The organism is Helicobacter pylori (genome assembly GCF_016755635.1).
GTDB lineage: Bacteria > Campylobacterota > Campylobacteria > Campylobacterales > Helicobacteraceae > Helicobacter > Helicobacter pylori_CQ.
The window spans coordinates 697,977-722,465 of the sequence record NZ_CP051500.1 but is presented as its reverse complement, the minus strand read 5'-3'; the positions used below and the strand labels follow the sequence as shown (position 1 = coordinate 722,465).

The window sequence follows — 24,489 nt, the reverse complement described above, 5'->3', positions numbered from 1 at the left end:
AGCAACAAATGGCATATAAACCCAGCAAAAAGAAACTTCAAACTTTAAGAGAAGAACCGAATTTATTTAGCATCTTAGATAATAGTGATATTGCCATAAGCAACCCTACTGAAGAATCAGACAAGGTTAATGAAAAACAAGATCCACTCCCCTATGTCGTGAAAACTCAGATCAATACAGCAAGCATGATTTCTAGAAATCCTATTGAATGGGCAAAGTATTTAAGCTTTGAAAAACGAATATATAAGGATAATAGTAAAGAAGATGTTAGGTTCTTTGCTAATGGTGAGATAAAAGAAAGTTCTCGTGTTTATGAAGCGAATAAGGAAGGGTTTGAAAGGCGCATCACTAAAAGATACGATCTGATTGACACTATAAACAACAAAGAGTTTTTTTCAAAAGAAATTGAAATTCTAACCCACACAAACAGCTTAGAAGAATTGAAAGAACAAGGTTTAGAAATCCAATTGATCCACCACAATGAAACGCATCAAAAAACCTTAGAAAATGGCAATGAAATCGCTAAAGAATACGACTATCTTAAAGACATTTACCAAGAAGTAGAAACAACAAAAGCTGGTGAATTGGTAAGAGAAATAATCCCTAGTATTTCTAGCGCTGAGTATTTTAAGCTCTATAACAAACTGCCTTTTGAATCAATAAACAATGAAAATACCAAATTGAATACTAATGACACTATTAAAAATACAATAGAGACTAATACTTCTAACAATATTATTAAAAATAATGATAATAATCATCCAAATTTAAGCTTGGCTGATTTAGAATTAGAGCAACAAAATTTAGGAGAACCAAATGGAAAAGAAAGAACGAATCGCGCAGATGAGCCGAGCAGAGCTAGAGCAGGAATTCCGCAAGAAATTCACCGCAGAAGCGAACATGGAGGACAACAAGAGGGAATGGAGCGATCGAGTGATGAAGAACTTTCACACCAAGACCCTAATCTATTTATTGAGCCTAGAGAGCAGGGAGGAACAAGAGGAGTTTATAGATCTAGCGACCAACAGGCAGTTTCAGAAAAACCCCATAGAGAGCGAGATAGATTACATGAACATGTATTTGGAGGAGATAGAGTATCAGCAAGAGCGGATGGCAATGGCGCATCAAGTCAAGCAAACCGAATGGAAAATGGAGCAAGAAGCGAAGAAAAAGGGGATAATCCCCCAAATGAGAGAGGAATACCACAGCCACCGCAATCCCCATCTCATCAACAAAATAGCTCCAGAGATTTGGGGCTTTCTCTCTCTAGAGAACAGCCAGGACAGACTGGACGCTTACGCCTTTTTGATCATGGACAGGTGGGCTCATTATTTCCCACAGACCATGAAAACCAAAGATCACAGAACAATAATGAGCTTGATAAAAGCAGTGATAGAGCAAACGAAAATGGAGACAGAAGCCCTAGACAGAATGGAAGCGCAAATCAAAAGGGCGCAAGGGGTGAGCGATTTGGAATTGCTCAAGGAAGCTCAAATCAATCAGTATTATTACCTGCTCAAAGCCGATTACATCATGCAGGACTCAGCGCACCAAATGGACTTAGAAACCTTGAACAAAACAGGGATCAAAAGAGAGGACTTTTATCAAATTTAAACCATTTAGAAAGCTTGCTTAACGCTATTAGAAACAACACTATAGCGAGCGAGCCTGACTTTAGATCCAGGCTCTTAGAAGCCATTCAAAACAACGAGCCTTTAAAAGATAGCCTTGTGGGGGCACAACTCCTTAAAGACCCTACGACTAAAATCTTTTATGACAAATTCCAATTAAAAATCAGCCCTAAAAAAGTCTTAGAGATTTTAGAAAATCGCATTCAAAAATCCATTGAAACAACAAATGAAGCCTTAAACGCATTCAACGCGCCAGATAGTCAAGCCATTGATTTAAACGCTATCTCTAATAGCATAGGATTAAATCCCACACAAGAGAGTGGGATAACAGACAATAGCGTAGAGTTAAATAACGCTCAAGAACAAACCGCGCAAGAGCAAGACACGCAAGAAAACGCGCAAACCACGATAAAACAAGAAACACAAGAGCAAGAAACACCAACCACGCCAGCTATCCCCCTTAATCCTAAAATAGATTTTAAGCCGAGCGAAGAAGTTTTAATTAAAGGAGCTAAAACCCGCTATAAGGCTAACATAAAAGCTATTAGGCTTTTAAAAGAATTGCAAACCAAACAAGAGATCTTAAAAGGCGATTATTACGCCACTTTAAAAGAGCAAGAAATCCTAGCGCAATTTAGCGGATGGGGCGCTTTAGAGAGCTACTTTAAAAAAGATCAACACCCTGAAGAATTTGAAGAATTAAAAGCCTTACTCACTAAAGATGAATTCAGAAGAGCTTATTTGAGCACAAGAGACGCTTACTACACCCCTAAATTGGTTATTGATAGCATTTATCAGGCTTTAGATCGATTAGGGTTTAATCAAAACAACCATCAAAAAGAAATCTTTGAACCCAGTTTAGGCACAGGCAAATTCATCGCTCATGCGCCAAGCGATAAGAATTACCGCTTTATGGGAACAGAATTAGATCCTATTAGCGCTAATATTTCTCAATTCCTTTACCCTAATCAAGTCATCCAAAACACCGCTTTAGAAAACCACGAATTCTATCAAGAATACGATGCGTTTGTGGGCAATCCTCCTTATGGCAATCATAAAATCTATAGCTCTAATGACAAAGAATTGAGTAACGAGAGCGTTCATAATTACTTTTTAGGGAAAGCTATCAAAGAATTGAAAGATGATGGCATAGGGGCGTTTGTGGTGAGTTCTTGGTTTATGGATGCTAAAAACCCTAAAATGAGAGAACACATCGCGCAAAACGCCACCTTTTTAGGCGCGATAAGACTGCCTAATAGCGTGTTTAAAGCAACAGGAGCAGAAGTAACTAGCGACATTGTGTTTTTCAAAAAAGGCGTTGAAAAAGCAACCAATCAAAGCTTCACTAAAGCTATGCCCTATTATGACAAGATCATTAATAGCTTGGACGATGAAACCCTTTTTGCCTTGCAAAACAACCGCTTTGATAGTTTTATCCCTAGCGATCAACTTAAGATTGTCAATGCGGTTGCAAGCCATTTTGGTTTCAAACAAGAAAAATTGCAACGCTGGTATGAAAAAATAGACACCGCTAACTTTGGCTACAGAGAACAAGACTATAAGATCATCAAAGGCTTCATGGATAAAGTTGGCGAGAATAATATCCATCTCAACGAACAAACCCTAAATGAATACTTTATCCACCACCCTGAAAACATTCTAGGGCATTTGAGTTTGGAAAAAACCCGCTATAGCTTTGAAATCAATGGCGAACAAATTTATAAATACGAGTTGCAAGCCTTAGAAGATGAGAGCTTGGATTTATCCCAAGCGCTTCAACAAGCGATAGAAAAATTGCCTAAAGATGTCTATCAATACCATAAGACTACCCTTAAAACAGACGCTCTCATCATTGATGCAAATAACGAACGCTATCAAGAAGTTCAAAAGCTTATCAAAAATTTAGAAAGGGGGGAATTAGTCAAGTGGGATAATCTTTATTTCCAACTAGAACAAAATAATGAAATGGGAATCTTTTTAAAACCCACTAAAATCAACTCTAAAGTCCAAGATTCACGACTAAAAGCCTATTTTAAAATCAAAGACGCTTTGAATGATTTAACGAGCGCGGAATTAAACCCCTTAAGCTCTGATTTAGAGCTAGAAAACAAGAGGGCTAAACTCAATCTTGTTTATGATGGATTTGTCAAGAAATTTGGCTATCTCAATGAAAACAAAAACCGCAAGGACATCAAACAAGATTTGTATGGCGCTAAAGTCTTAGGATTAGAAAAAGACTTTGAAAAAGAAATCACCCCTAGAAGCGCTAAAATGCAAAACATAGAGCCAAGGCAAGCTCAAGCTAAAAAAGCTCAAATCTTTTTTGAAAGGACTTTGAACCCTAAAAAAGAACTCATCATCACTAACGCTAAAGAGGCGTTAATTGCAAGCATCAATCAAAAAGGGGGTTTGGATTTGCATTTCATTAGGGATCATTTCACAACCCAAAGTTTAGAAACCACGATCAAAGAACTTTTAGAGCAAAAACTTATTTATAAAGACCACAAGGATAATGGCGACTATGTTTTAGCGAACGATTATTTGAGCGGCAATGTAAAAAGAAAACTCAAAGAAGTTAAAGAAGCCATTAATCAAGGCGTGGAGGGATTAGAGGCTAATGTGAAAGATCTAGAGCTGATTGTCCCTAAAGATTTGAAAGCCACTGAAATCATGGCTCATATCAACAGCCCTTGGATACCCACTCAGTATTTAGAAGAGTTTTTAATAGAATTGAGCGCTAACCATTATGAAAAGCAATACGGCGATAAAATGACAGATTACCAACTAGGCAATCTCAAAGAAGACATCAAAGTAGAACACCTAAGCGGTGCTTATGAAGTTTTTGTTAGAAACAATGAATTAAACGAGCTTTATGGTATCAGGCATAAAGACAAACCGCATTCTTATAAAGCGCCTTTTGAAAGCCTTTTAAATAAAGTCTTAAACAACAAGGATTTGAGCGTTAAATACGCCCAAGTTGATCCTAATGACCCTAAAAAAGAAATTTTTATCACTGATGAAGAGCAAAGCAATCTCGCCAAACAAAAAGCAGAAGAATTGAAAGAAGCCTTTAAAGACTGGATTTACAAAGACTATGCAAGAAGAACCCATTTGGAGCAAATCTATAATGACACTTTCAATAACCTGGTTTTAAAAACCTATGATGGCTCGCGATTAGAACTAGAGGGCTTTAATCATAATATCAAATTGCGCCCCCACCAAAAGAACGCTATTTTTAGAACCATCCAAGATAAGGCGGTGTGTTTAGACCATCAGGTTGGAGCAGGCAAGACTTTGTGCGCTATAGCCAGTTGCATGGAACAAAAACGCATGGGATTAGTGAATAAAACGCTCATTGCCGTGCCTAACCATTTAACCAAGCAATGGGGCGATGAATTTTATAAGGCTTACCCTAACGCTAATGTGTTAGTTGTTGGTAGCAAGGACATCACTGAAAAAGAAAGAGAGCTTTTATTCAATCAAATCGCTAACAACAATTATGACGCTGTGATTATCGCGCACACCCATTTGGAATTATTGTCTAACCCTAGAGGAATCATAGAAGAATTGAAAGAAGAAGAGCTAGTGAATGCCGAAAAAAACTTTGAAAGGCAAGAACTGGCTTATAAAAATAACCCTAGAGAAACTAAAAAACCCAATGAAAGAGCCTTTAAAAACAAGCTGGATAAAATCCGTGCTAAATACGATGCGATTTTAGAAAAACAAGGCTCTCATATTGATATTAGTCAAATGGGGATTGACAATTTGATCGTGGATGAAGCCCACTTATTCAAAAATCTAGCCTTTGAAACTTCTATGGAAAAAATTGCAGGGCTTGGTAACCAACAAGGCTCTAATCGCGCCAGAGATTTGTTGATTAAAACGCGCTACTTGCATCAAAACAATAAGAAAATCATGTTTTTAACCGGCACGCCTATAGCTAATTCCTTAAGTGAAATGTATCACTTGCAACGCTATTTAACCCCTGATGTGTTAAAAGAAAGAGATTTAGAATTCTTTGATGATTGGGCAAAGACTTATGGGGAAGTGGTGAATGATTTTGAATTAGACACTTCCGCTCAAAGTTATAAAATGGTTAATCGCTTTTCTAAATTTAGCGATGTGCAAGGCTTAAGCACCATGTATAGAGCTTTTGCGGATATTGTCTCCAATGATGATATTTTAAAGCATAACCCCCACTTTGTGCCTAAAGTGTATGGGGATAAACCTATCAATATGGTGGTGAAAAGAAGCGAAGAAGTGGCTCAATTTATTGGCGTGGCGGATGAAAATGGCAAATATAATGAAGGCTCTATCATTGATAGGATGCAAAAATGCGAAGGCAAGAAAAATAAAAAAGGGCAAGACAATATCCTTTCTTGCACCACAGACGCTAGAAAAGTGGCTTTGGATTACCGCTTGATTGATCCAAACGCTAAAGTGGAAAAAGAATTTTCTAAAAGCTATGCTATGGCAGAAAATATCTATGAGAATTATTTAGAAACTCATGCCACTAAAGGCACACAACTTGGTTTCATAGGGCTATCCACACCCAAAACCCATAGCCAAAAAGTCAGTTTAGAAGCGCCAGATAGCACTCATGGAATAGAAAACAAAAATCCCCTAGATGAAGCTCAAGAGCTTTTAGAGAGCTTGTCTAGCTATGATGAAAATGGCAATCTCATCGCGCCTAGCAAGAAAGAATTAGAAAACGAACTCAAAGAGAAAAAGGCAAAAAATGTTGATTTAGATGAAGAGCTAGCTAAAGGCTGTTCGTTTGATGTTTATAGCGATGTTTTAAGGCATTTAGTCCAAATGGGTATCCCACAAAATGAAATCGCTTTCATCCATGACGCTAAAACCGAAGAGCAAAAGCAGGATTTGTTCAAAAAGCTCAATCGTGGCGAAGTCAGGGTTTTATTGGGCAGTCCTGCTAAAATGGGCGTAGGCACTAATGTGCAAGAAAGATTAGTCGCTATGCATGAATTAGATTGCCCATGGAGGCCTGATGAATTGTTGCAAATGGAAGGGCGTGGGATAAGGCAAGGCAATATTTTACACCAAAATGATCCTGAAAACTTTAGAATGAAAATCTATCGCTACGCCACTGAAAAGACTTACGATAGCCGTATGTGGCAAATCATAGAAACTAAATCTAAAGGCATAGAGCAATTTAGAAACGCGCACAAATTAGGCTTGAATGAATTAGAAGACTTCACTATGGGGAGTTCTAATGCGAGTGAGATGAAAGCAGAAGCGACAGGCAATCCCTTGATTATTGAAGAAGTCAAATTGAGAGCGGAGATTAAAAGCGAAGAAGCAAAATACAAAGCCTTCAATAAAGAGCATTACTTCAATGAAGAGAATTTGAAAAACAACTCTTCTCAATGGGATTATCTCAAACAGGAATTGAAAGATTTAGAAACGCTTCAAAGCTCTGTAATGATCCCCATTCATACAGAGATCAAGCTCTATGATTTGAAAAATGAAGAGAGTAAGGATTATGAGCTTATCAAAGTTAAAGAAGTAGAGCCTTTAAAAGAAAACGCCTCTATGAGTGAAGAATTAACGCACAAAAAACTCAAAGAACAAAACAAGCAAATAGCCGAACAAAATAAAGAAAAGCTAGACGCTATTAAAAAGCAATTTGCAAGCAATTTGAACGACTTGTTTTTCAATGAGGAAAGAGATTGTAAGCTTTTAGAATACAAGGGCTTTGTGGTGAATGCTTATAAAACTAAGTATCAAGTGGAGTTTAGTTTAAACCCTAAAGACAATCCAAATATTGCCTATAGCCCTAGCAATATGGTTTATAAAAACGATACTAGCCAACTGTTTAGCTCTTATAATTTCTGCGGCGAGATTAAATTTGATGGGTTTTTAAAAAGATTGGATAACGCTATCACTAAACTCCCTGAAAAAATCAAGGAATTAGAAAACTCCATTAAAATCACTCAAGAAAATATCGCTAAATACACAAGATTAGTGGAACAAAGACCTCCTTACCCACGACTAGAATACTTGCAAGCTTTAAAATGGGATCATAAAACTCTAATAGATGATTTAGCTAAAATGAGCAAAGACAGAGATTATAAGCCTGTGTTCAACCCTAAATCTCAAGAAGTCTTAGAGAAAATGAACGCTGAAAAAAGAGCGAGTTTAGAGAATGAGAGTAAAGAAATGACTGAAATTAAAAACAGCAATAAAGAGCAAGAGATTAAGAGGGATATAAAGAGCGATGATGAAGTAAGACAACATATAGAGCAAGTGATTGAGAAAGAAATAGAAAAAGGCACTGAAAATATTTCTTCTAGTGAGCTTATAACCACTAACAATATTGATTACTACGAGAACGAAGAAGTAGAAATCATTAAATCAAGGGGTAGAAGATGAAAAACCAGTCCAGCAAAAAATCTAACAAGCTCTTCAGCTTTTTAAATGGCATTAAGTGGCGTGATTTACGCCTTACGCCACTTATGAACTCTTAAAAGAAAACAACCAAATGCTAAAAGAACTCTTACAGAAACAAAATCTACAAAAGAAAGGAGTTAAGTAATGAATTACGATGTTTTAATGGGGTTTTTAGCGTTAATCTTGCTAATTCTTTGGTATGTCTATGGATTAAGACAGTACCTTAAATTAAAAGATGAGAATAAGAGATTAAAAGAGAAATTACAACGCTGTAATTGTAATATTAAAATTCCTAGTATTCTTGAAGTGGCGAATAAACCTATCATTATGGATATTAAGGGGGAAGTAAAAAATGAAAGATAGTGTCATCATTATTGAAAGCCCTAATAAAGTGGCTAAGATTAAAGAAATCACAGGAGCTAGTGTTTTTGCTACCATAGGGCATTTTATGCAACTAAAAAGCTATGATGAAAATAATAACTTTAAGCCGACTTTTGAATACGACCCCCAAAAGAAAAAGCGTATTTTTGAGATAATAGAGGCGTGTAAAAACAAAAAAGTTTATATCGCTACTGACCCTGATAGAGAGGGTTATGCTATAGGCTATCATTTTTATGAAAAAATTAAAAGGATAGCAAGTTCTATTTATAGAGCGGAGTTTTTTGAAATCACTCCAAGTGGGATTAACAAGGGCTTACAAAACGCTTCTTTATTTGAAAACACTAATAAGCAAATGTATCAAAGCGCTTTAGCAAGGCGTGTGGCTGATATGCTATTAGGTTTTACGCTCTCCCTTATTTAGGCAAAGCTTTAGGGCAAATGAAAGGCTCTAGTGCTGGAAGAGTGCAGACCCCTTGTTTAAAGCTTATTGTGGATAGAGACAGAGAAATTGAAAAATTTAAGGCTTTACCTGAAAATGAGAAAGTAAGCTATCAAATCCAAGCTAAGATTAACGACAATGCTAATAAAGAAGTCGTTATCAAGCATTGTGATGAAAATGGCGAAGAAATCAAGTTTAATGATAAAGAAGAGGCTTTAAAACTCTTTGAAAGTTTGAAAGACAATAAAGCTTGTCTTTTAAAAGATTTAAAAAATTCTATCCTAGAAACTAAACCTAAAAAACCCTTTATCACTTCTACACTTTTAGAGAAAGCGAGTTCTGAGTTAGGTTTAGGTATTAGCGAAGTGCAATCTTTAGCTCAAAGTCTTTTTGAAGCTGGGCTTATTACTTACATTAGAACGGACGCTGAAAGTTTGAGTGTGGAATTTTTAAATGAGGCAGAGAGCTTTTATACACCCATTTATAAAGAAGTGTATCTAAAAAGAGAATATAAAGCTGGTAAGCAAAGCCAAGCAGAAGCTCACGAGGCGATTAGGATTACGCACCCCCATACTTATGAAAACTTAGGAAGTGTGGTCTATAATGCTAGCATTACTAATCAAGACGCTTTAAAACTCTATCAACTTATTTTTGAAAGAACTATTGAAAGTCAAGGCAAGAATGCTATTTATGACAAACAAGACTTGCTCTTTAAAATCAAAAATGAGTATTTTAAGTGTAGCGTTAAGAGTTTAAAAAGCGCTGGGTTTTTAGCAATGTTTTCTAAAAAAGAATTAGAGAGCGATGAAAGTAATGATGACAAAGATGATAAAGAAAAAGACCAAAACGCACAATTTAATCTAAAAATTGATGATGTGAGTCTAAATGACTTAGTTTTAGCTACCATTAAAAGAAATGCCCCAAGCCCTTATAAAGAGGCAGGCTTTGTAAGGCTTTTAGAAAATAAAGGCATAGGAAGACCTAGCACTTATGCTACCTATTTGCCTACGCTTGTAAAAAGAGAATATATCAGCATTAGCCAAGATAAAAAACACATTATTACGCCTACACATAAGGGTAAAAGAGTGGTAGAAGTGTTTGAAGATGCTTATCAATTCATTATTGATTTGACCTATACTAAACAAATGGAAGAAGTGCTAGATGAGATTGTAGAAAATAAAAGCTCTTATGTGGATTTTATCAGCAATTTAAATTCTAAATGCCCTAAGATTGAAAAGCTAGAAAGAAATGATGATGAGATAAAGCCTAGTAGTGAGGGGCAAATCACTTATATAGAAAATATTTTAAGAGATTTACAATTAGAACTAAGCGAAGAGTTTAAAAACTACAAAGAAGACAACAGGGTAGCTAAAGCGTTTTTGGATAGATATATTAAAGAGCATGAGTTCTTTAAGAAAAACAACAAAAAGGCTAGTAGCTCTAATAATGATGAAATTAGACCTGCTACACCCAAACAAATTAGCTTTGCTGAAAGCTTGGCTAAAAAGCATCATGTCAAGCTCCCTAAAGGATTTAAATATAGTATGAAAGTGTGTGGGGATTTTATCAATGAGTATCATAAGAAGTAGTAAGTGAAATTTTGCTAAACTAGAACCTAATTAAAACTAATGAGGGAGTTTAGCATGCTTTATATTCCACCCACTTCAAAAGAAGTCTATGTTAGCTCTATTGTGGCTTTAAATATCCATAGCCCACAAGGCACAGGAGATTGGCATAGTAGCTATGCTTTAATGGAGAATGCGTTTGATGATATAGGGGTTTATATCTATGGTGAAAAACAAGCTCATAATACCAATAAACTATTGGGTAATCTAGGCATTATAGATGGCACAGAAAGGCTAAATAAAATGGGTTATTACCCTAAAAATACCCCCACTTATATTGCAGACCACCCAAGAGCTTGTGTGGATTGTCTCTATGTTTCTGTATTGCAATCTGGCAAGCTAGGGGTTGTTATGTTAGATGAGTGGTTTCCTAGCATAGAAGACAAAAAGAGTGTGTATGAATTACTAAACATTATGCGACCAAAATTAAATGACTTAGAAAGAGAGAATTTGGATAAATGGATAGCAAGAAACCCCATTACCGAGTGATTTTAAGCCAACAAGCTCTTAATCATGAAAAACTGATGAGAGCGATTGTCGAAAATCTAGCCGACACTCCTATGGTATTAAAGGGAGGAACAGCGTTGTATCTAGGCTATGGCTTAAATCGTTTTTCAGAGGATTTAGACTTTGACTGTCATAAAAAAATCAATCTTTCAAGCAAAGTAAAAAACGCTATTCCTAGTGGCATTATTTTAAATGATATTCATATCAAAAAAGACACTGATAGTGTGGGGCGTTATATGGTGCGTTATGCCACTAAAGATAATAAAGAGGAACAAACCTTAAAATTAGAAATATCCTACAGAGACGCACCAAAAGAGAGCGAAGTCAATGTCATTGAGGGAATGCGAATTGCCAAAATAGAGCGTATCATTGATAACAAACTCTGTGCTTGTTTTGATGGGGAGTATACAAGAACTAAAGCAAGAGATTTATTTGATTTGCATTTTTTAGCCAAGCATTATGAAGAACACTTTAACTTAGATTTAGCAAGTCGTTTAAAAGAATTTAGCAAAGACTCTGATAAATTAGTGAGCGATTATCAAGTAGATGTAAGACTAGATGCTTTATTAAATCAAATTATGGACTTAGAAGAAACAGCTTTAGAATTAAGCATTATGGCTCATCTCATTCATAAAAAACTTGAAAAACAATCTCATTCCCTTAATACCTTGCAAGAACCTAATGTTTATAATAGTTTAGATAATTCTAATGAAAACACTCACGCACCTAAGCGTAGGCGGTAAATAATATCATTAAGTGTGTATTGAATAGTTTTTGGTTGTTTTTATAGTGCCATGTTAATTACATAACACTTAATAGTTTTTCTAAAACCATTAAAAACCTATCTATTTTTTAAACCCAACAAGGTTTAGTTAATACGCCTACTCTCTAAAATCTCTTTAAAACTTTCTTGTAATTTCTTAGAAAATGACTCTTTTTCTTTGTCATAATCCTTTCCTAAACTGACATAAAGCGTGGTGTCTTTAAAATGGTCTTTAAGAGTTTCTTCTGTAGGTTCATAACTCAAAAATTCTCTAATCTCTTTAGCATACCCCTTTACTAAGACTTGCAACAAATCAATGTCATAAGAAAATTTATCCTTAAGGGCATTTTGAGCGATTTCTATCATGCATTCATCATAGATTTCTATGCTTTCATCAAACACTTCTTCTAAATGACTTTCTTTAACACCATTTAGAAATAGATAGTAATCAAAGAGCCTATCTTCTTTTTCTTCGTTTAGCCATTCTAAGTCGTCTTCATATTCTTCTTCATCAATAGGTTTAAAATCACTAGGAATAGTGTTTTCATAATCAATAGGATTAAACTTACACATAAAGCGTGAAATAAGAATTTTAGGGGCATTTTCATTATCTATCTTAGCAAATACCATATTAGCTAAGATATTAGCCAGAATTAACTTCTTTTCTAAACTAGCTTGGCTAATGTCTTGTTCTAGTTTGTCTTGGAGTTTTAGAGGTGTGTCTTTGTAAATGACTTTGCTAGTAAAAAATTCATTCAAGTTTATTGTTTTCATTGTTATCCCTTTCTTTGTTTTGTAGCTTTTCAATTTGCTTTAAGAGTTTTTGCTCCTGGGTGTTTTTTCTATGTTTTAAATGCCTAATAAGCGCTTCTTCAATAAAAGTGCTTCGTGTCTCTTTAAACGAGCCAAATTCTAACAAAAATTCATCAAGTTCTTTTATGATAGAAGGACTAAAAGAGATATTAAAGCTCTTTTTCTTATCTTCATCTAAAATAGATTTTTTACGCCCCCTTTTTTTAGGGGTTTTTACTTCTTTTGTGCTAGGCTCTTGTTCTAAATGATTTTCTAACTCACTGACTTGTTCTTCTTTATTCAAACTCTCTTCAAGCTTTTTTTCTAAATCATCAATTTGTTGCAAATCCATATTTGTATGCTCCTTGTTATATTTGTGTTTTTTGACTCTTCTAAAGCGCATGTTTTTTCTCTTTTTCTAAATAGCCTTTTAATTCATTGTAGAAATTAGCCCATTCATTGATAGCCTTTTTATCGCTATATTCTATAACGCCTAAGCCCTCACTCACGCTACGCTTATAAACAATGCGTTCACTCAAAGAATTTTCTAAAAGCGTGATTTTATCGCTAGGGTTGTTTTCTTTGATAAATTCTATTAAAGCCTGTCTTTCTTTAAGCGTAGGGATAGTAGGCATTCTATTGATGATGATTAAGGCTCTTAGGTTTTCATTAAGCTCTTGGAGTTGCTCAATTCTTTCTAGCATATTAGCTAATACTTCAGTACCTAATTGACTAGGAGTTGTAGGCACTAGAACAATATCGCTTAAAAGCATAGCTTTTTGAGTTTCTTTGCTATATTCCCCCTTAGTATCAATGAGAATGTTTTCATACTTAGATACCATTTGTTTTAAAGTATCGCTAAAGCCACTACTACGATTAAATAAGCTAAAAGTTTTATGTTCTTTTTGAGTGCGAATTTCAGTAAAAACTTCCATAGATTTTTGGCTATCTGTATCTAAGACAACCACTTCTTTATTGTCTTTGAGTAATTGCACCGCTAAATTTAAACAAAGCGTGCTTTTACCACTTCCCCCTTTTTCATTAGCAATACAAATGGTCATGCTATTTTCCTTAATTTAGTTATTTTATAAGTATAGCATAATTATATGGATTTTAAATTAACTTTAAAGATTTTAATTATTAAGATTTTCTATAGTAGATGTAATTATCAATTAAATTTAGTAAGGGATAATAAAATTATTACTATTTGATGAGTATTTAATCTTTAATTTAATATTATGATATTAAAAGAATTTATACTTATTTAGCTTATATCATTAAACTATTAAGAAATTAAGTTATTAATTAAATTCAAAGCATTTTAAGTGGGTCTTTTAGTTTGGTGCTGTTGTGTGATAACTAGCACCCCTTTTTTATTTACTTGCACCTTCTATACCGCCAAATAAAAATTGCAAAATCAGTAAAATACAAATGAATATCTAGGTTGTCTAAGATTTTTATGTGAAATTTATAGATGTGGTTAGAAAATTTCTTAAAAAACTTTTTAAAATAGTAAAAAACTATCATTTTAGCTTAAGATTAGCTTAAATTTTAACTTTTTTCATTAATTTTTTAGGTTTATTTACTTTTAATTTACTTTTAGATTAAGTTACGCATTTTAGGGGGTTGTAGAGTTTGAGCCTTAAAAATGTGTGCGTACACATTTGGGTTTTTTGCTTAATTTTAGCTTAAAAAGTGGCATATGTGTACGCACACACTTTGAAATAGTAAATAAGTCAAGACCTTGATTTTTTTGCAATCTTAATGGCATTCTAAAAAGATTTTTTAACAACAAGGACAGACAAAATGGCACAAGATTTTTTAGAACTTACAGAGGGAAACTACCATATAAGTGAGGAGCAAATGTTAAATTTTAATCTTATGGGAGTAGAGCCTAAAAGCGAACAAGAAATGAAAATGGAGCTAGAAAATTCATTAGAAAATGCCAATAATAGTAGAGAGGAAGATTCAAAATGAAAGCGTGGAATGAAATGGATATTAAAGAGCAAAAAGAAATTTTTGCTCAATTTTTAGCGAGTGAAATTGCACAAAGTCTTAATGCAGGACTAGAGTTTAAATCCAATAATAGAGCTTATAATGGCAATGTGGGTAATGCTTATAATGGCTTAAACGCTCTTATTTTAGATGCCAAGCAACATGAAAATGGCTATGAGAGTAATGTGTGGGTAGGTTTAGATGATGCCTTAAAACTTGGGGCAAACCCTAAAGAAGTGGAGTTTATTAAAAACAACACTAAGAGCAAAAGTAATAAGGAGGGCATTTATGATAAGGCAAGTATCGCTTATATTAGAGATTATAAAATGCGCTATGTTAAAGCAAGAGACAAAGAAGGCAATTTAATCCCCCTTAAAGACAAAGAGGGCAATGCTAGGCGTAATGCTAAGGGCGAAGTGCTTTATGAAAATGAAAAAGTCCCCCAAAGAGACAAACTTGGCAACATCAAGTATATGCAAGATGGCGTTACACCCTTTTATGAGTTTAAGAAAGAAAAAATAGATATAGAGCCGACTTTAGAAATTAAAAATCTCTACAATGTCAATATTTTTCAAACGCTAGACAAAACTAAGCTTAAAGAATTAGACCCTAAAACTTTAAGAACGCAATACATTAGCCATACTTTCTCTATGGATAATCAAAACTTAGTGATTTATGATTTATCCAAGCATTTAAATGAAAAAGAATATAAGAAAGTGCTAGATTATGTGGAGCAATATGGCGCAACCCATTCTGAAAAAAGCAAACAATACAGCATTTCTCAAAGCTACCAACAAGAACCTAATGTTGAAATCGCTCCTAGCACAGAAAATAATGTCAAAGAAAACAACGCCAAAGAACCAAATAACAATGAAATGAATATGGAGCAGTTTAACAAAATGCTTGAAATGGCTCAGAATAATCCGCAAATGTTAGCTATGTTACAACAAACTCTTAATAAGGGAGCAGAGCAACAAAAGCATGACAACTATTTTGCTAATGATGAAGCAGCACCCACTCAATCTAAGGGTAGGGGCAGATAATGCAAGATTTTATCAATGGATTTCTTAAAGCTTGGAAAGCGTGGAGTGATGATGGTAAGGACGCTTTTTTAGAGAGTTTTTTAGATGAAGTTAAAAGTTCTCAAAATGACCCCTCTAACTTCTTAGGCATTTTAGAACAAGAAATCAAATCTTTAAGCCAAGAGGGCTTACAAGATGACATGTCTTCTATGCTAGAAGTGATTGAGAGCATGAAAAATGAAATCTCTAATTCAAAAGACAACGAAAATGTGAGCGATTTTATGAATGTCTTGCAAAATGAAATCTCACAAGGACAAAACAACTCTAATGATAATCCAAATGAGTTTGTAGAAAGTTTAGCCCAAGCCATTACTGAGATACAAGAAAATAAAAATGAGTTAGAGCAACAAGAACTAGAAAGAAAAGAGTCTGAGCTTGAAAGCAAGGCATTACAAGATTATGAAGAAAACCAAATCAAAAGAGCCGAAGAAATTAGTCTTACAGAGCATGAAAATGAGTTAGCCAAACAAGAGCTAGAAAAATACGCCATAGAGGGCGAAAATAAAGCATTAGAACAATATGATGAAAGCCAAAAACCCTGTACTCTCTATGAGCAACAAGTCGCACAAGAGCAAAACAAAGAAGAAGAGCGTTCAAATAAGCAAAACTTAGAATTAGAAACATTAAGGGATAACAATACCAAGCAAGGCTTAGATGATGAAAATTTAGAGCTTTTAGAGAGCTTACAAATCATAAGAGATGAAACAAACGAAGTTGCCAACTCTCTAAGAGCTAATGAGACCATTGAATTGCTAAGACCTACAGGTGAGAATACTACCAGCAAAATTGCCTCTCTTGCCTTAGAAGAAAATAACAAGCTTAATGAAAAAGAAACTAACACACAAGAACAAAATACAGAAAAAGAGCAAGAAAAACCTAAGATTGGTAATGATATAGACCTTAAAGACAAATACGCTAATTTGCATAGCTTTTTCAAACAAACCGAGCTTGATATTAAACAAAAGCGTATTAAGACTAAGCTTGATTTTAAAGAGAGCTTTTTGAATTACGCTAAAAACCACATGAATGAAGACGAGTTAAAAGTCTTATTAGTGGTAAGCCAAAAAGAGCCGACTAAACTCACTAAAGAGCATATCAATTTGATTAAGGATTGCTTAGAACAAGCGCATGGCAATAAACATATGCAAGATAAGGGCTTACAATTAAGCGTTAAATCAATCTTGGGACACGAATTAGAAAAAGAACACCATGAAGCGTTAAAAGATTATATGCAAAAAAGTAAAGACAGCTTAGAACCTATGGATAACAGAGTGTATGAAGTGATGCAAAAACACTTAGACAAGCAACAAGAAAAAGCGCTCAAAAATTTAGATAGCACCACTCAAAGTGTGGGAGTGAATGCTATTAAAGAGCAAAATAAGGCTAATGAAAACGCTCAACAAGAAAACACAAAAGGAAGCCAAGTTACACAGCAAAATAGCACTATTCAAGCTCAAAAAGAACCACACACTGATGAACCATGGCTAGATTATGACCCTAAAAATCATGCGGGATTAAAGGAGCGACAAGAAAACCAAGAAAAAACACCAAGTAAGGGGAATGATGAGCCTTGGATTGAATATGGCAAACAAATGCAAGCTAAAGCCAAAGCCCATTATCAAGCTTGTTTAGAAAAAGAGCGAGCCAAGCAAAATCAACAAAATACCCAAAACACCATAGAGAACCAAAACAAAGAAGTTCCAACCATAGACTATGGCTATACACAAAATACGCCAGCTAAGAGCAGAAGGCGCTAGGAAAGCATTATGGCTTACATTCCTAATCTCACTGCCTTGCCTTTACATGAGATTTTGCTAGACAATGGCTACACTTATAATAAAAACAAGACAAGCAAGAATAACCCTTGCTTAAAACATGAAAATGAAGAGGGAAGTTTAGTTATCTTTAAAAATCAAAATAAAGATGGCTCTATTAGTTACACCTACAAAGAAACCCACACAGATAAAGTCGGTAATATCATCACTTTTTGTAAGGATAGAAATATTAGTGTGGAAGATTTAATCGCTGGAAAGTTAGAAGATTATCTTAACAAGCAAGACAATCTCAAAGCAAGGAATAACACACAAGAGAATAACGAAGAAGTTCAAAAAATAAGAGAGGAGTTTAGCAACCTTAAACCCTATGATTTAGAAAACGCTACACTCATTAAAAAGCGTGAGATTGATGTAAAGCTATTAGAACCTTACAAAGAGCATTTAAAGACCGATAGCTTTAACAATCTAATCTTAGCGACTTACTTAGCTTTTGAAGATAAAAGACTTAATGTCATACCCATTCATCAATATGGCATTAACAAACGCTTAAATACGCCCTTAACTACAGACAAAGAGGGCAACATAAGAGATAAGCCCTTAAAATCTATCGCACAAGGAAATAAAGGCATAGAAGTCTTATACCCTAATGACTTAAACTTAGTTAAAAATGTCATTGTTACTGAAAATATCTTTGATAGTCTCGCTTATTTAGAATTACAAGATTTAGACCCCAAAGAAAGCGTTTTAATTAGCACTGCAGGGCAATTTAACGCACAAAAATTAGAACTCTTTTTTCAAAGCTTTTTTAAGCAATTAAAAAACAGACAACAAGAAGCGTATAGCAATTATCTAAGACAAGAAGAACAATGGCAAGAGCTAGTGAGACAAGGCAAGGCTAATGATGATTTTAAGAGTGTGGTCGTAGAGACCTACACTGACATTATTAAAAACTATCAAAGAGAAAAGAACACTCCCATTTATAATAAAAGAGTGGAAAAAACTAGAGAGTTTAGAAAGCCACAACCTGTCAATCAACCACAAGAGAGCTTTAATGTGGTGTTAGCCTTTGATAATGATGTTAAAGGCAAAGGTTATAGAGAAAAATGCGAGGGTATTTTATATGCTCTCTTACAGCAATTCCCCACTATCTATACGCCTTTTTCAAAGGATTGTAACGATGATTTGAAACTAGCTCACATTATAGAAAATAAGGCGATTAACATTGACATTATGGCGGAGTTTTTAGATGGCTCTTTAGAGAAATTAAAAGACAACTACACTTCAATACAAGAAAAGGAAAATATCATGGATAAATTAGAACAAATTGATAGCCTTAAACCCTTTAATGAAACCTTTAAGGGCATTATAGAAAACGCTAAAGAAAATTTACAGACACAGAGTTATGTTAAAGGGATGGGGAGATGAATTTCTTTGACATCATTATGGGCATGTTTGTTGAACCTGCCCAAAAAATAGCTAAAAGTCTAGCTGAACATGCTAGTAACTTTTTTCATGCACAACTAATCTTAAACATGATTATCAGCATTTTATTTATGATATGGGCGTATAGACGCATAAAAGAGGGGGATATGTTTCAGTTTAAAACCGCTATGGGTGTGGTTGTATTTGTAGTGTTTGTAGGGTTTATCAATTGGGGGATTAAAAATCCTAATGATTTTAATACTTATTTTATCAACACGATATTCTACCCAGCTGAAAAACTAGCCATACTTATCGCTCAAAGCTTAAATGATGGCTTAGAAATCCCCACTAACGCTAATTTAAGTCCTAGTGAAATGTTTAGCATAGGAAACTTAGCCTCAAGTGCGTATGCCATGATTGTTAATCTATGGGATAATGCCTTTAATGGAGTAACTATGTTCAATTGGCTTACAATGATACCTAAACTCATCATGTTTTTTCTAGTGATGTTAGGGGAATTATTATTTTTAGGATTATTACTCATTATTGTATTGTTAGTTACAGCAGAAATTTTTATGTGGTCAGCACTAGGTTTGATTGTATTGCCCTTAGGCTTAATACCCCAGACTAAGGGTATGCTCTTTAGCTATCTTAAAAAGCTCATTTCCCTTACTTTTTATAAGCCTTGCATGATGCTTGTAGCCTTTTTGAATTATGGAGTGATTTACAAGGTTAATGCCTTGATACCCACTAAGACAGAAATCGCACAAGGTTTTTATGGTAATGCGGACAAAATGGCAAAAGAAGGGCATATCATTGATGCCTTTGGTAATGTCTTAAAAGGGGATTGGAACTCTTATCTAGCTCATAGTTCTATTGTAGGCTTTTTAACCATTATTGTTTTAGGATCTGTAATTTGTTTCTTTCTAATCAAACGAGTGCCTGATTTTATCAACAATATCTTTGGCACAAGTGGAGGCGTTGGGGCAGTAACAGAAATGATGCAAAAAATTGGTATGACAATAGGCGGAGCAGTCGTTGGAGGCTCTATGGTTATGGTAGCTAATCAAGCTAAACAAGCTTATCAGAGTGCTGGGGGCGGATTAGCAGGACTTCAAGCTGGAGCAAGAGCGATGTTTGGGGCTGGACTAAGCGGAGGGATTACCACTATGGCAAATGCAAAAGGAGCAAAAGCTGGTGTGAGACACTTTGTAGCGAGTGTGAAAAGTGGCTTTGGACTTGATAATGATAGAAACAACAAATGAAAGGTTCTATAATGAAAAAATTAGTTTTTAATATAGGTTTTAGTGTGCTTTTATATTGTAATAGCGTGTTTGCAGAGGGGGAAACTCCTTTGATTGTCAATGACCCAGAGCTTCATGCTGGTCAAGCCACTGTGATAGGTAAAATGGTAGATAGCATTAAAAAATATGAAGAGATTATCTCTAAAGCTCAAAATCAAATCAATCAGTTGCAAAAAGTCAATAACATGATAAATACGACTAACTCTTTGATTAGGAGCAGTGCTATCACTTTAGCAAACCCTATGCAAGTGATACAAAACGCTCAGTATCAAATAGAGAGCATTAAATATAACTATGAGAATTTAAAGCAAAGCATAGAAAATTGGAACGCAAGAGATTTATTAAGGAATAAATACTTACAGCAACAATGCCCTTGGCTTAATGTCAATGCCTTGACTAACAATAAGATTGTCAATCTAAAAAATCTCAATAATTTAATCACCAAAAATGGCGAACAAACCCAAACCGCAAGAGATGTGCAAAATTTAATCCAATCTCTAAGTAGCAGTGGCTATGAAAACATGCAATCACTTGCAGGGCAATTAAGTGGTAGAGCGTGGGGGGAGATGCTGTGTGAAATGGTAACTGATAGCAATTATGAAAACGAACAAGCTCTTTTGGCAACAGGAAATAATTCAGAAAAACAAAAACGGAGATTTTTGCTTAAAATAAAGAAAAAAGTTAATGATGAAAGAAAATTACGAGATAAAGTTGCTCCTTTTTACAGCAGAGTAATCATGTTAAAAAAATCAATGGAAGACATGCAACTAGGCGTAACCGACCCCACAGCTAATCATAATGAACAAGGGGTAAAATATTGTGAAGAGAATAAAGAGACAGGCAAATGCTCTCCAATCTTGTTAAACAAAGACCGCTTAGATAACGAGCTAGATCAAGAAATCCAAACGCTCACGCTTGATTTATCTAAAGCCCCCAATAAAGACGCTCAGAGCCAAGCCTATGCGAATTTCAACCAAAGGGTTAGACTACTCACTGTGAAGTATCTCAAAGAAATTACCAATCAAATGCTCTTTTTAAATCAAACTATGGCAATGCAAAGTGAGATTATGGCAGATGATTATTTCAAACAAAATAACAATGGTTTTGGGAAAAAAGAAAACCATATAGACGAACAATTAACACAAAAAAGACTAAACGAAAGAGAAAGGGCTAGAAGATACTTTCAAAACCCTAATGTTAAATTTGACCAATTTGGCTTTCCCATTTTTACAATATGGGAATAAAGTATTTAAGACTTCCAACTCATTTTGATAGCGACATGTTGAGGCTCTTCATAAGTTTGCATTTTCTTTACCACACATTGAAAAATTTTAGCCCTCCACTCTTTTGGAGGTAAGTTTTGCTTACCCCAACTACTACGAGTATAATGGTATTGAGAGCCATCTATTTCCATATTACAGCCCATAACATATTCTTTTTTGATATTGGTTAGCTCTATCATATTTAATAACTCTGTGTTTGACATTAAGGGTTTAATATTATTTGAACTATGGAGCTGATATTTGGGTTTTAACCAAGTAATTTTATAATCGTTTTCGCCACTCATATTAGCCATAGCAGACATGGTTTGTCTCACATCATAAGTGTTTTCTTCAAAATCTTTCTTATATTGCCTAATATAACTTCTTTCACCCATACCTAGTATTCCTTCTTCAACGCTAAATTCTTTGACGCCAAGTGCTTTATAGGTATCTTCTTTACTTATGCCCCCAAAGCGTTCATGCCAATCATCAATAAAATCATTAGCTCCATTATCAAAAGCGTTTTCAAGCATGGTTTGAAGTTGCTTTTTATTTGGAAATTCTTTAGAGTGTTCTTTCATTTCAAAAGCCATAAATTTTTGCCTTAAAACTTTAGCTTTTTCTTTAATTTCTTTGATTTTTTTTGCAAGTTCTTCTTTATCTTTAGTGTCTTCTTTATTTATTGAATTAAGGGCTTGTTTATGTTTTTCTTCTTCTACGCATTCAAAAATCTTTTCTCTATATTCTTGTGGAAATTCTTTAGACATATTCCACCCCTGATTAAGATATTTAGAGCCGTCCACCTTAGCATTACAGCTAGTTAGCGTATCTTCTTTAATATTTGTGAGCTTTACTCGTTTTAATAAATCTTCATTGTTTAGTAAAGGTTTCGCCATTAAGGGAGTAGCAACACCTAGCAACGCTCCAGCTAATAACCCTGCCCTTAAAATTTTATTCAAACCTTTTAGCTTAATCATTTTCATTTCTTTAATTGAAACTTAATATCTCACTCATCATTATAACATAAAGTTTTAAAAATATATCAATAACAATCAAGTATTTAGTTTTTATAAGTATTAAGTTAGTTTTAATTATTTGAATTGTTGATTAAATATACTCTTAACAAGTAATAACAATGTCTTATAGCTAATTTTGTTTGTGTTATAATTGGCTCAACAATCCATTTAAGAGTAGCAAAAGGATAACCATGCCAACCATTGATTTTACCTCTTGTGAGATTAATCCTAAAAAAGGTTTTGGGGGAGCAAATGGAAATAAGATTAGCCTAGTTTATAACAATGAACTCTACATGGTCAAATTTCCCCCTAAGCCTTCTACACATAAAGAAATGTCCTATACCAATGGTTGCTTTAGTGAATATGTGGCATGCCATATAGTTAATAGCTTAGGCTTAAAGGTTCAAGAAACATTGCTAGGCACTTATAAAAATAAAATCGTAGTTGCTTGTAAAGATTTTACCACTCATCAATACGAGCTTGTAGATTTTCTAAGCCTAAAAAACACCATGATTGAATTAGAAAAATCAGGCAAAGACACTAATTTGAATGATGTCCTTTATGCCATAGATAACCAGCATTTTATTGAACCACAAGTTTTAAAGCGTTTCTTTTGGGATATGTTTATAGCAGATACCTTGCTAGGTAATTTTGATAGGCATAATGGTAATTGGGGTTTTTTAAGAGCCTCAAATTCAAAAGAATATAAAATAGCTCCCATTTTTGATTGTGGCTCTTGTCTATACCCACAAGCTGATGATGAAGTATGTCAAAAAGTTTTAAATAATATTGATGAGCTAAATGCAAGAATTTATAATTTCCCCCAATCTATCTTAAAAGATAATAATGATAAAAAAATCAACTACTATGATTTCTTAACTCAAACAAATAATAAAGATTGCCTTGATGCGCTACTTAGGATATACCCACGCATAGATATGGATAAAATCCATTCAATTATTGATAATACGCCCTTTATGAGCGAAATACACAAAGAATTTTTACATACAATGCTTGATGAAAGAAAATCAAAGATTATAGATGTAGCACACGCTAGAGCTATTGAGCTATCTTTACAACACAAACAAGCTCACTCAAATTCCTATGATGACAATACCGATGACTTAGACAATGCTAATGAATATGCCCATGCGCCTAAGCGTAGGCGATAAACAATATTATTAAGTGGATATTTGATAGTGTTTAGTTATTTTATATATATTTAGTAGAATTTAGTTATTTGAATTACTGATTAAATATATTCTTAATGTGTAACAACAATCTTTTATAGCTCATGTTTGTTTGTGTTATAATCTATCTAATAATCCACTTAAGAGACACTATGCAAGATTTACAAAATTTTAAAAACGATATTACACTTATTTTGTCTAAAGACAGACTTGAAACTTATGATAATTTAGAACAATACAAAGAAAATTTAAAGCTCATTTCTTTGATTACGCCTAAAATCTCTAATTTAGAGATTTATCTGCGTAACGCACTAAATTATTGTCTCACTCAAAGTAAGGGGAATGAGTGGGTGTTCAATGAAAATTCTTTAATCCCCTTAATAGAAGAATTAAAAGACAAGAAAAAAGAAATCTCGCATTCTTTAATATTATCTAAGATGTCTTTGGAAGCGGTGATTAAGCTTATCTTTTTTTATAAGTTAGAGAGGGTAGTATTAGATTTAAGAGCCTATAGCTTTAAGACTTATTACCAAGATAATAGGGATACCTTGCTTATTAAGGGAAGAAAACAACACCTTTCTAATTATGCTAAAGCCCATATTGTCTTGAATTTGCTATGGACAATTAGAAATCGTGCGTATCATTGGGAAAACCTACTAAAAATCAAACCAAACAACCGCCCACGCATTACGACTTATTTTAATGGTTTAAGAGATGATAATAAACCTAAAAAACCCATGAATATAAGCGTTGAGTCTAGTAAAATCACTCTATTTTTAGATGATTTAATCAAAAGCATTGGGAATAAAGATTTAGAAGAGTTGAGTAACTTATAAAGAAGTGGGCTAACCGAAGCCCATTGAATGTAGGCGTATTATAGCCAAACAATCACTA

The 24,489-nt window shown here is 34.2% G+C and carries 16 protein-coding genes and 1 pseudogene; 13 read left to right on the top strand and 4 right to left on the bottom strand.

What is annotated here, in order from left to right:
* Positions 1–8 precede the first annotated feature (8 nt).
* The 5 genes and pseudogenes from HG567_RS03315 (at position 9) to HG567_RS03295 (ending at position 11,737) form a co-directional block, all read left to right on the top strand.
* Positions 9–8,024, top strand: a complete 8,016-nt coding sequence (locus HG567_RS03315) for an SNF2-related protein (RefSeq protein WP_202163989.1) — start codon at positions 9–11, stop codon at positions 8,022–8,024.
* 162 nt (positions 8,025–8,186) lie between these two features.
* A complete protein-coding gene (locus HG567_RS03310; RefSeq protein ID WP_001105128.1) occupies positions 8,187–8,405 on the top strand; it encodes a hypothetical protein in 219 nt (72 codons plus the stop codon).
* Positions 8,395–10,451, top strand: a pseudogene (locus HG567_RS03305) (type IA DNA topoisomerase). Before HG567_RS03310 ends, HG567_RS03305 begins: the two are co-directional and overlap by 11 nt.
* A gap of 54 nt (positions 10,452–10,505) precedes the next feature.
* Positions 10,506–10,976 (top strand): hypothetical protein, encoded by a 471-nt coding sequence (locus HG567_RS03300; protein ID WP_202140143.1) that lies wholly within the window; start codon positions 10,506–10,508, stop codon positions 10,974–10,976.
* Entirely contained in the window at positions 10,946–11,737 is a 792-nt protein-coding gene (locus HG567_RS03295) for a nucleotidyl transferase AbiEii/AbiGii toxin family protein (RefSeq protein ID WP_165511385.1), read from the top strand. The genes HG567_RS03300 and HG567_RS03295 overlap by 31 nt, the downstream gene beginning before the upstream one ends.
* Positions 11,738–11,862: 125 nt before the next feature.
* Here the strand turns inward: HG567_RS03295 and HG567_RS03290 are convergent, their stop codons facing one another.
* From HG567_RS03290 to HG567_RS03280, 3 genes are read right to left on the bottom strand one after another with little or no spacing between them, the layout of a single operon-like run.
* A complete protein-coding gene (locus HG567_RS03290) occupies positions 11,863–12,531 on the bottom strand; it encodes a hypothetical protein (protein ID WP_165508503.1) in 669 nt (222 codons plus the stop codon).
* Positions 12,509–12,901, bottom strand: coding sequence for a hypothetical protein (locus HG567_RS03285; protein WP_000365696.1), 393 nt, complete (start codon positions 12,899–12,901; stop codon positions 12,509–12,511). The genes HG567_RS03290 and HG567_RS03285 overlap by 23 nt, the downstream gene beginning before the upstream one ends.
* A gap of 40 nt (positions 12,902–12,941) precedes the next feature.
* Positions 12,942–13,610 carry a ParA family protein gene (locus HG567_RS03280; protein WP_202140142.1) on the bottom strand — a complete coding sequence of 223 codons (669 nt, stop codon included), beginning with the start codon at positions 13,608–13,610 and terminating at the stop codon, positions 12,942–12,944.
* 745 nt (positions 13,611–14,355) lie between these two features.
* Between HG567_RS03280 and HG567_RS03275 the strand changes: the two genes are divergently transcribed.
* From HG567_RS03275 to HG567_RS03250, 6 genes are read left to right on the top strand one after another with little or no spacing between them, the layout of a single operon-like run.
* Complete coding sequence (locus tag HG567_RS03275; RefSeq protein WP_000046007.1) at positions 14,356–14,526, top strand: hypothetical protein; 171 nt, start codon at positions 14,356–14,358, stop codon at positions 14,524–14,526.
* Positions 14,523–15,587 carry an ArdC family protein gene (locus HG567_RS03270; protein ID WP_202140141.1) on the top strand — a complete coding sequence of 355 codons (1,065 nt, stop codon included), beginning with the start codon at positions 14,523–14,525 and terminating at the stop codon, positions 15,585–15,587. Before HG567_RS03275 ends, HG567_RS03270 begins: the two co-directional genes overlap by 4 nt.
* A complete protein-coding gene (locus tag HG567_RS03265; protein ID WP_202140140.1) occupies positions 15,587–17,383 on the top strand; it encodes a hypothetical protein in 1,797 nt (598 codons plus the stop codon). Before HG567_RS03270 ends, HG567_RS03265 begins: the two co-directional genes overlap by 1 nt.
* A 9-nt stretch (positions 17,384–17,392) precedes the next feature.
* Positions 17,393–18,826 (top strand): hypothetical protein, encoded by a 1,434-nt coding sequence (locus HG567_RS03260; protein ID WP_000323427.1) that lies wholly within the window; start codon positions 17,393–17,395, stop codon positions 18,824–18,826.
* Complete coding sequence (locus HG567_RS03255) at positions 18,823–20,088, top strand: P-type conjugative transfer protein TrbL (RefSeq protein WP_202163988.1); 1,266 nt, start codon at positions 18,823–18,825, stop codon at positions 20,086–20,088. The genes HG567_RS03260 and HG567_RS03255 overlap by 4 nt, the downstream gene beginning before the upstream one ends.
* The gene (locus HG567_RS03250) at positions 20,085–21,371 is read left to right on the top strand and encodes a hypothetical protein (protein WP_202163987.1); all 1,287 of its coding nucleotides are present in this window, start codon (positions 20,085–20,087) and stop codon (positions 21,369–21,371) included. Before HG567_RS03255 ends, HG567_RS03250 begins: the two co-directional genes overlap by 4 nt.
* A gap of 5 nt (positions 21,372–21,376) precedes the next feature.
* Here the strand turns inward: HG567_RS03250 and HG567_RS03245 are convergent, their stop codons facing one another.
* The gene (locus HG567_RS03245; RefSeq protein WP_202164022.1) at positions 21,377–22,366 is read right to left on the bottom strand and encodes a hypothetical protein; all 990 of its coding nucleotides are present in this window, start codon (positions 22,364–22,366) and stop codon (positions 21,377–21,379) included.
* A gap of 230 nt (positions 22,367–22,596) precedes the next feature.
* Between HG567_RS03245 and ctkA the strand changes: the two genes are divergently transcribed.
* Both ctkA and HG567_RS03235 read left to right on the top strand, forming a co-directional pair.
* Complete coding sequence (gene ctkA / locus HG567_RS03240; RefSeq protein WP_202140136.1) at positions 22,597–23,577, top strand: serine/threonine-protein kinase CtkA; 981 nt, start codon at positions 22,597–22,599, stop codon at positions 23,575–23,577.
* 170 nt (positions 23,578–23,747) lie between these two features.
* Positions 23,748–24,431, top strand: coding sequence for a hypothetical protein (locus HG567_RS03235; RefSeq protein WP_001153523.1), 684 nt, complete (start codon positions 23,748–23,750; stop codon positions 24,429–24,431).
* The last annotated feature ends 58 nt before the right edge of the window (positions 24,432–24,489 follow it).

Coding starts and splice junctions, on each gene's coding strand:
- HG567_RS03315 (WP_202163989.1), top strand. CDS start 9: ATGGCATATAAACCCAGCAAAAAGAAACTTCAAACTTTAAGAGAAGAA.
- HG567_RS03310 (WP_001105128.1), top strand. CDS start 8,187: ATGAATTACGATGTTTTAATGGGGTTTTTAGCGTTAATCTTGCTAATT.
- HG567_RS03300 (WP_202140143.1), top strand. CDS start 10,506: ATGCTTTATATTCCACCCACTTCAAAAGAAGTCTATGTTAGCTCTATT.
- HG567_RS03295 (WP_165511385.1), top strand. CDS start 10,946: ATGGATAGCAAGAAACCCCATTACCGAGTGATTTTAAGCCAACAAGCT.
- HG567_RS03290 (WP_165508503.1), bottom strand. CDS start 12,531: ATGAAAACAATAAACTTGAATGAATTTTTTACTAGCAAAGTCATTTAC.
- HG567_RS03285 (WP_000365696.1), bottom strand. CDS start 12,901: ATGGATTTGCAACAAATTGATGATTTAGAAAAAAAGCTTGAAGAGAGT.
- HG567_RS03280 (WP_202140142.1), bottom strand. CDS start 13,610: ATGACCATTTGTATTGCTAATGAAAAAGGGGGAAGTGGTAAAAGCACG.
- HG567_RS03275 (WP_000046007.1), top strand. CDS start 14,356: ATGGCACAAGATTTTTTAGAACTTACAGAGGGAAACTACCATATAAGT.
- HG567_RS03270 (WP_202140141.1), top strand. CDS start 14,523: ATGAAAGCGTGGAATGAAATGGATATTAAAGAGCAAAAAGAAATTTTT.
- HG567_RS03265 (WP_202140140.1), top strand. CDS start 15,587: ATGCAAGATTTTATCAATGGATTTCTTAAAGCTTGGAAAGCGTGGAGT.
- HG567_RS03260 (WP_000323427.1), top strand. CDS start 17,393: ATGGCTTACATTCCTAATCTCACTGCCTTGCCTTTACATGAGATTTTG.
- HG567_RS03255 (WP_202163988.1), top strand. CDS start 18,823: ATGAATTTCTTTGACATCATTATGGGCATGTTTGTTGAACCTGCCCAA.
- HG567_RS03250 (WP_202163987.1), top strand. CDS start 20,085: ATGAAAGGTTCTATAATGAAAAAATTAGTTTTTAATATAGGTTTTAGT.
- HG567_RS03245 (WP_202164022.1), bottom strand. CDS start 22,366: ATGATTAAGCTAAAAGGTTTGAATAAAATTTTAAGGGCAGGGTTATTA.
- ctkA (WP_202140136.1), top strand. CDS start 22,597: ATGCCAACCATTGATTTTACCTCTTGTGAGATTAATCCTAAAAAAGGT.
- HG567_RS03235 (WP_001153523.1), top strand. CDS start 23,748: ATGCAAGATTTACAAAATTTTAAAAACGATATTACACTTATTTTGTCT.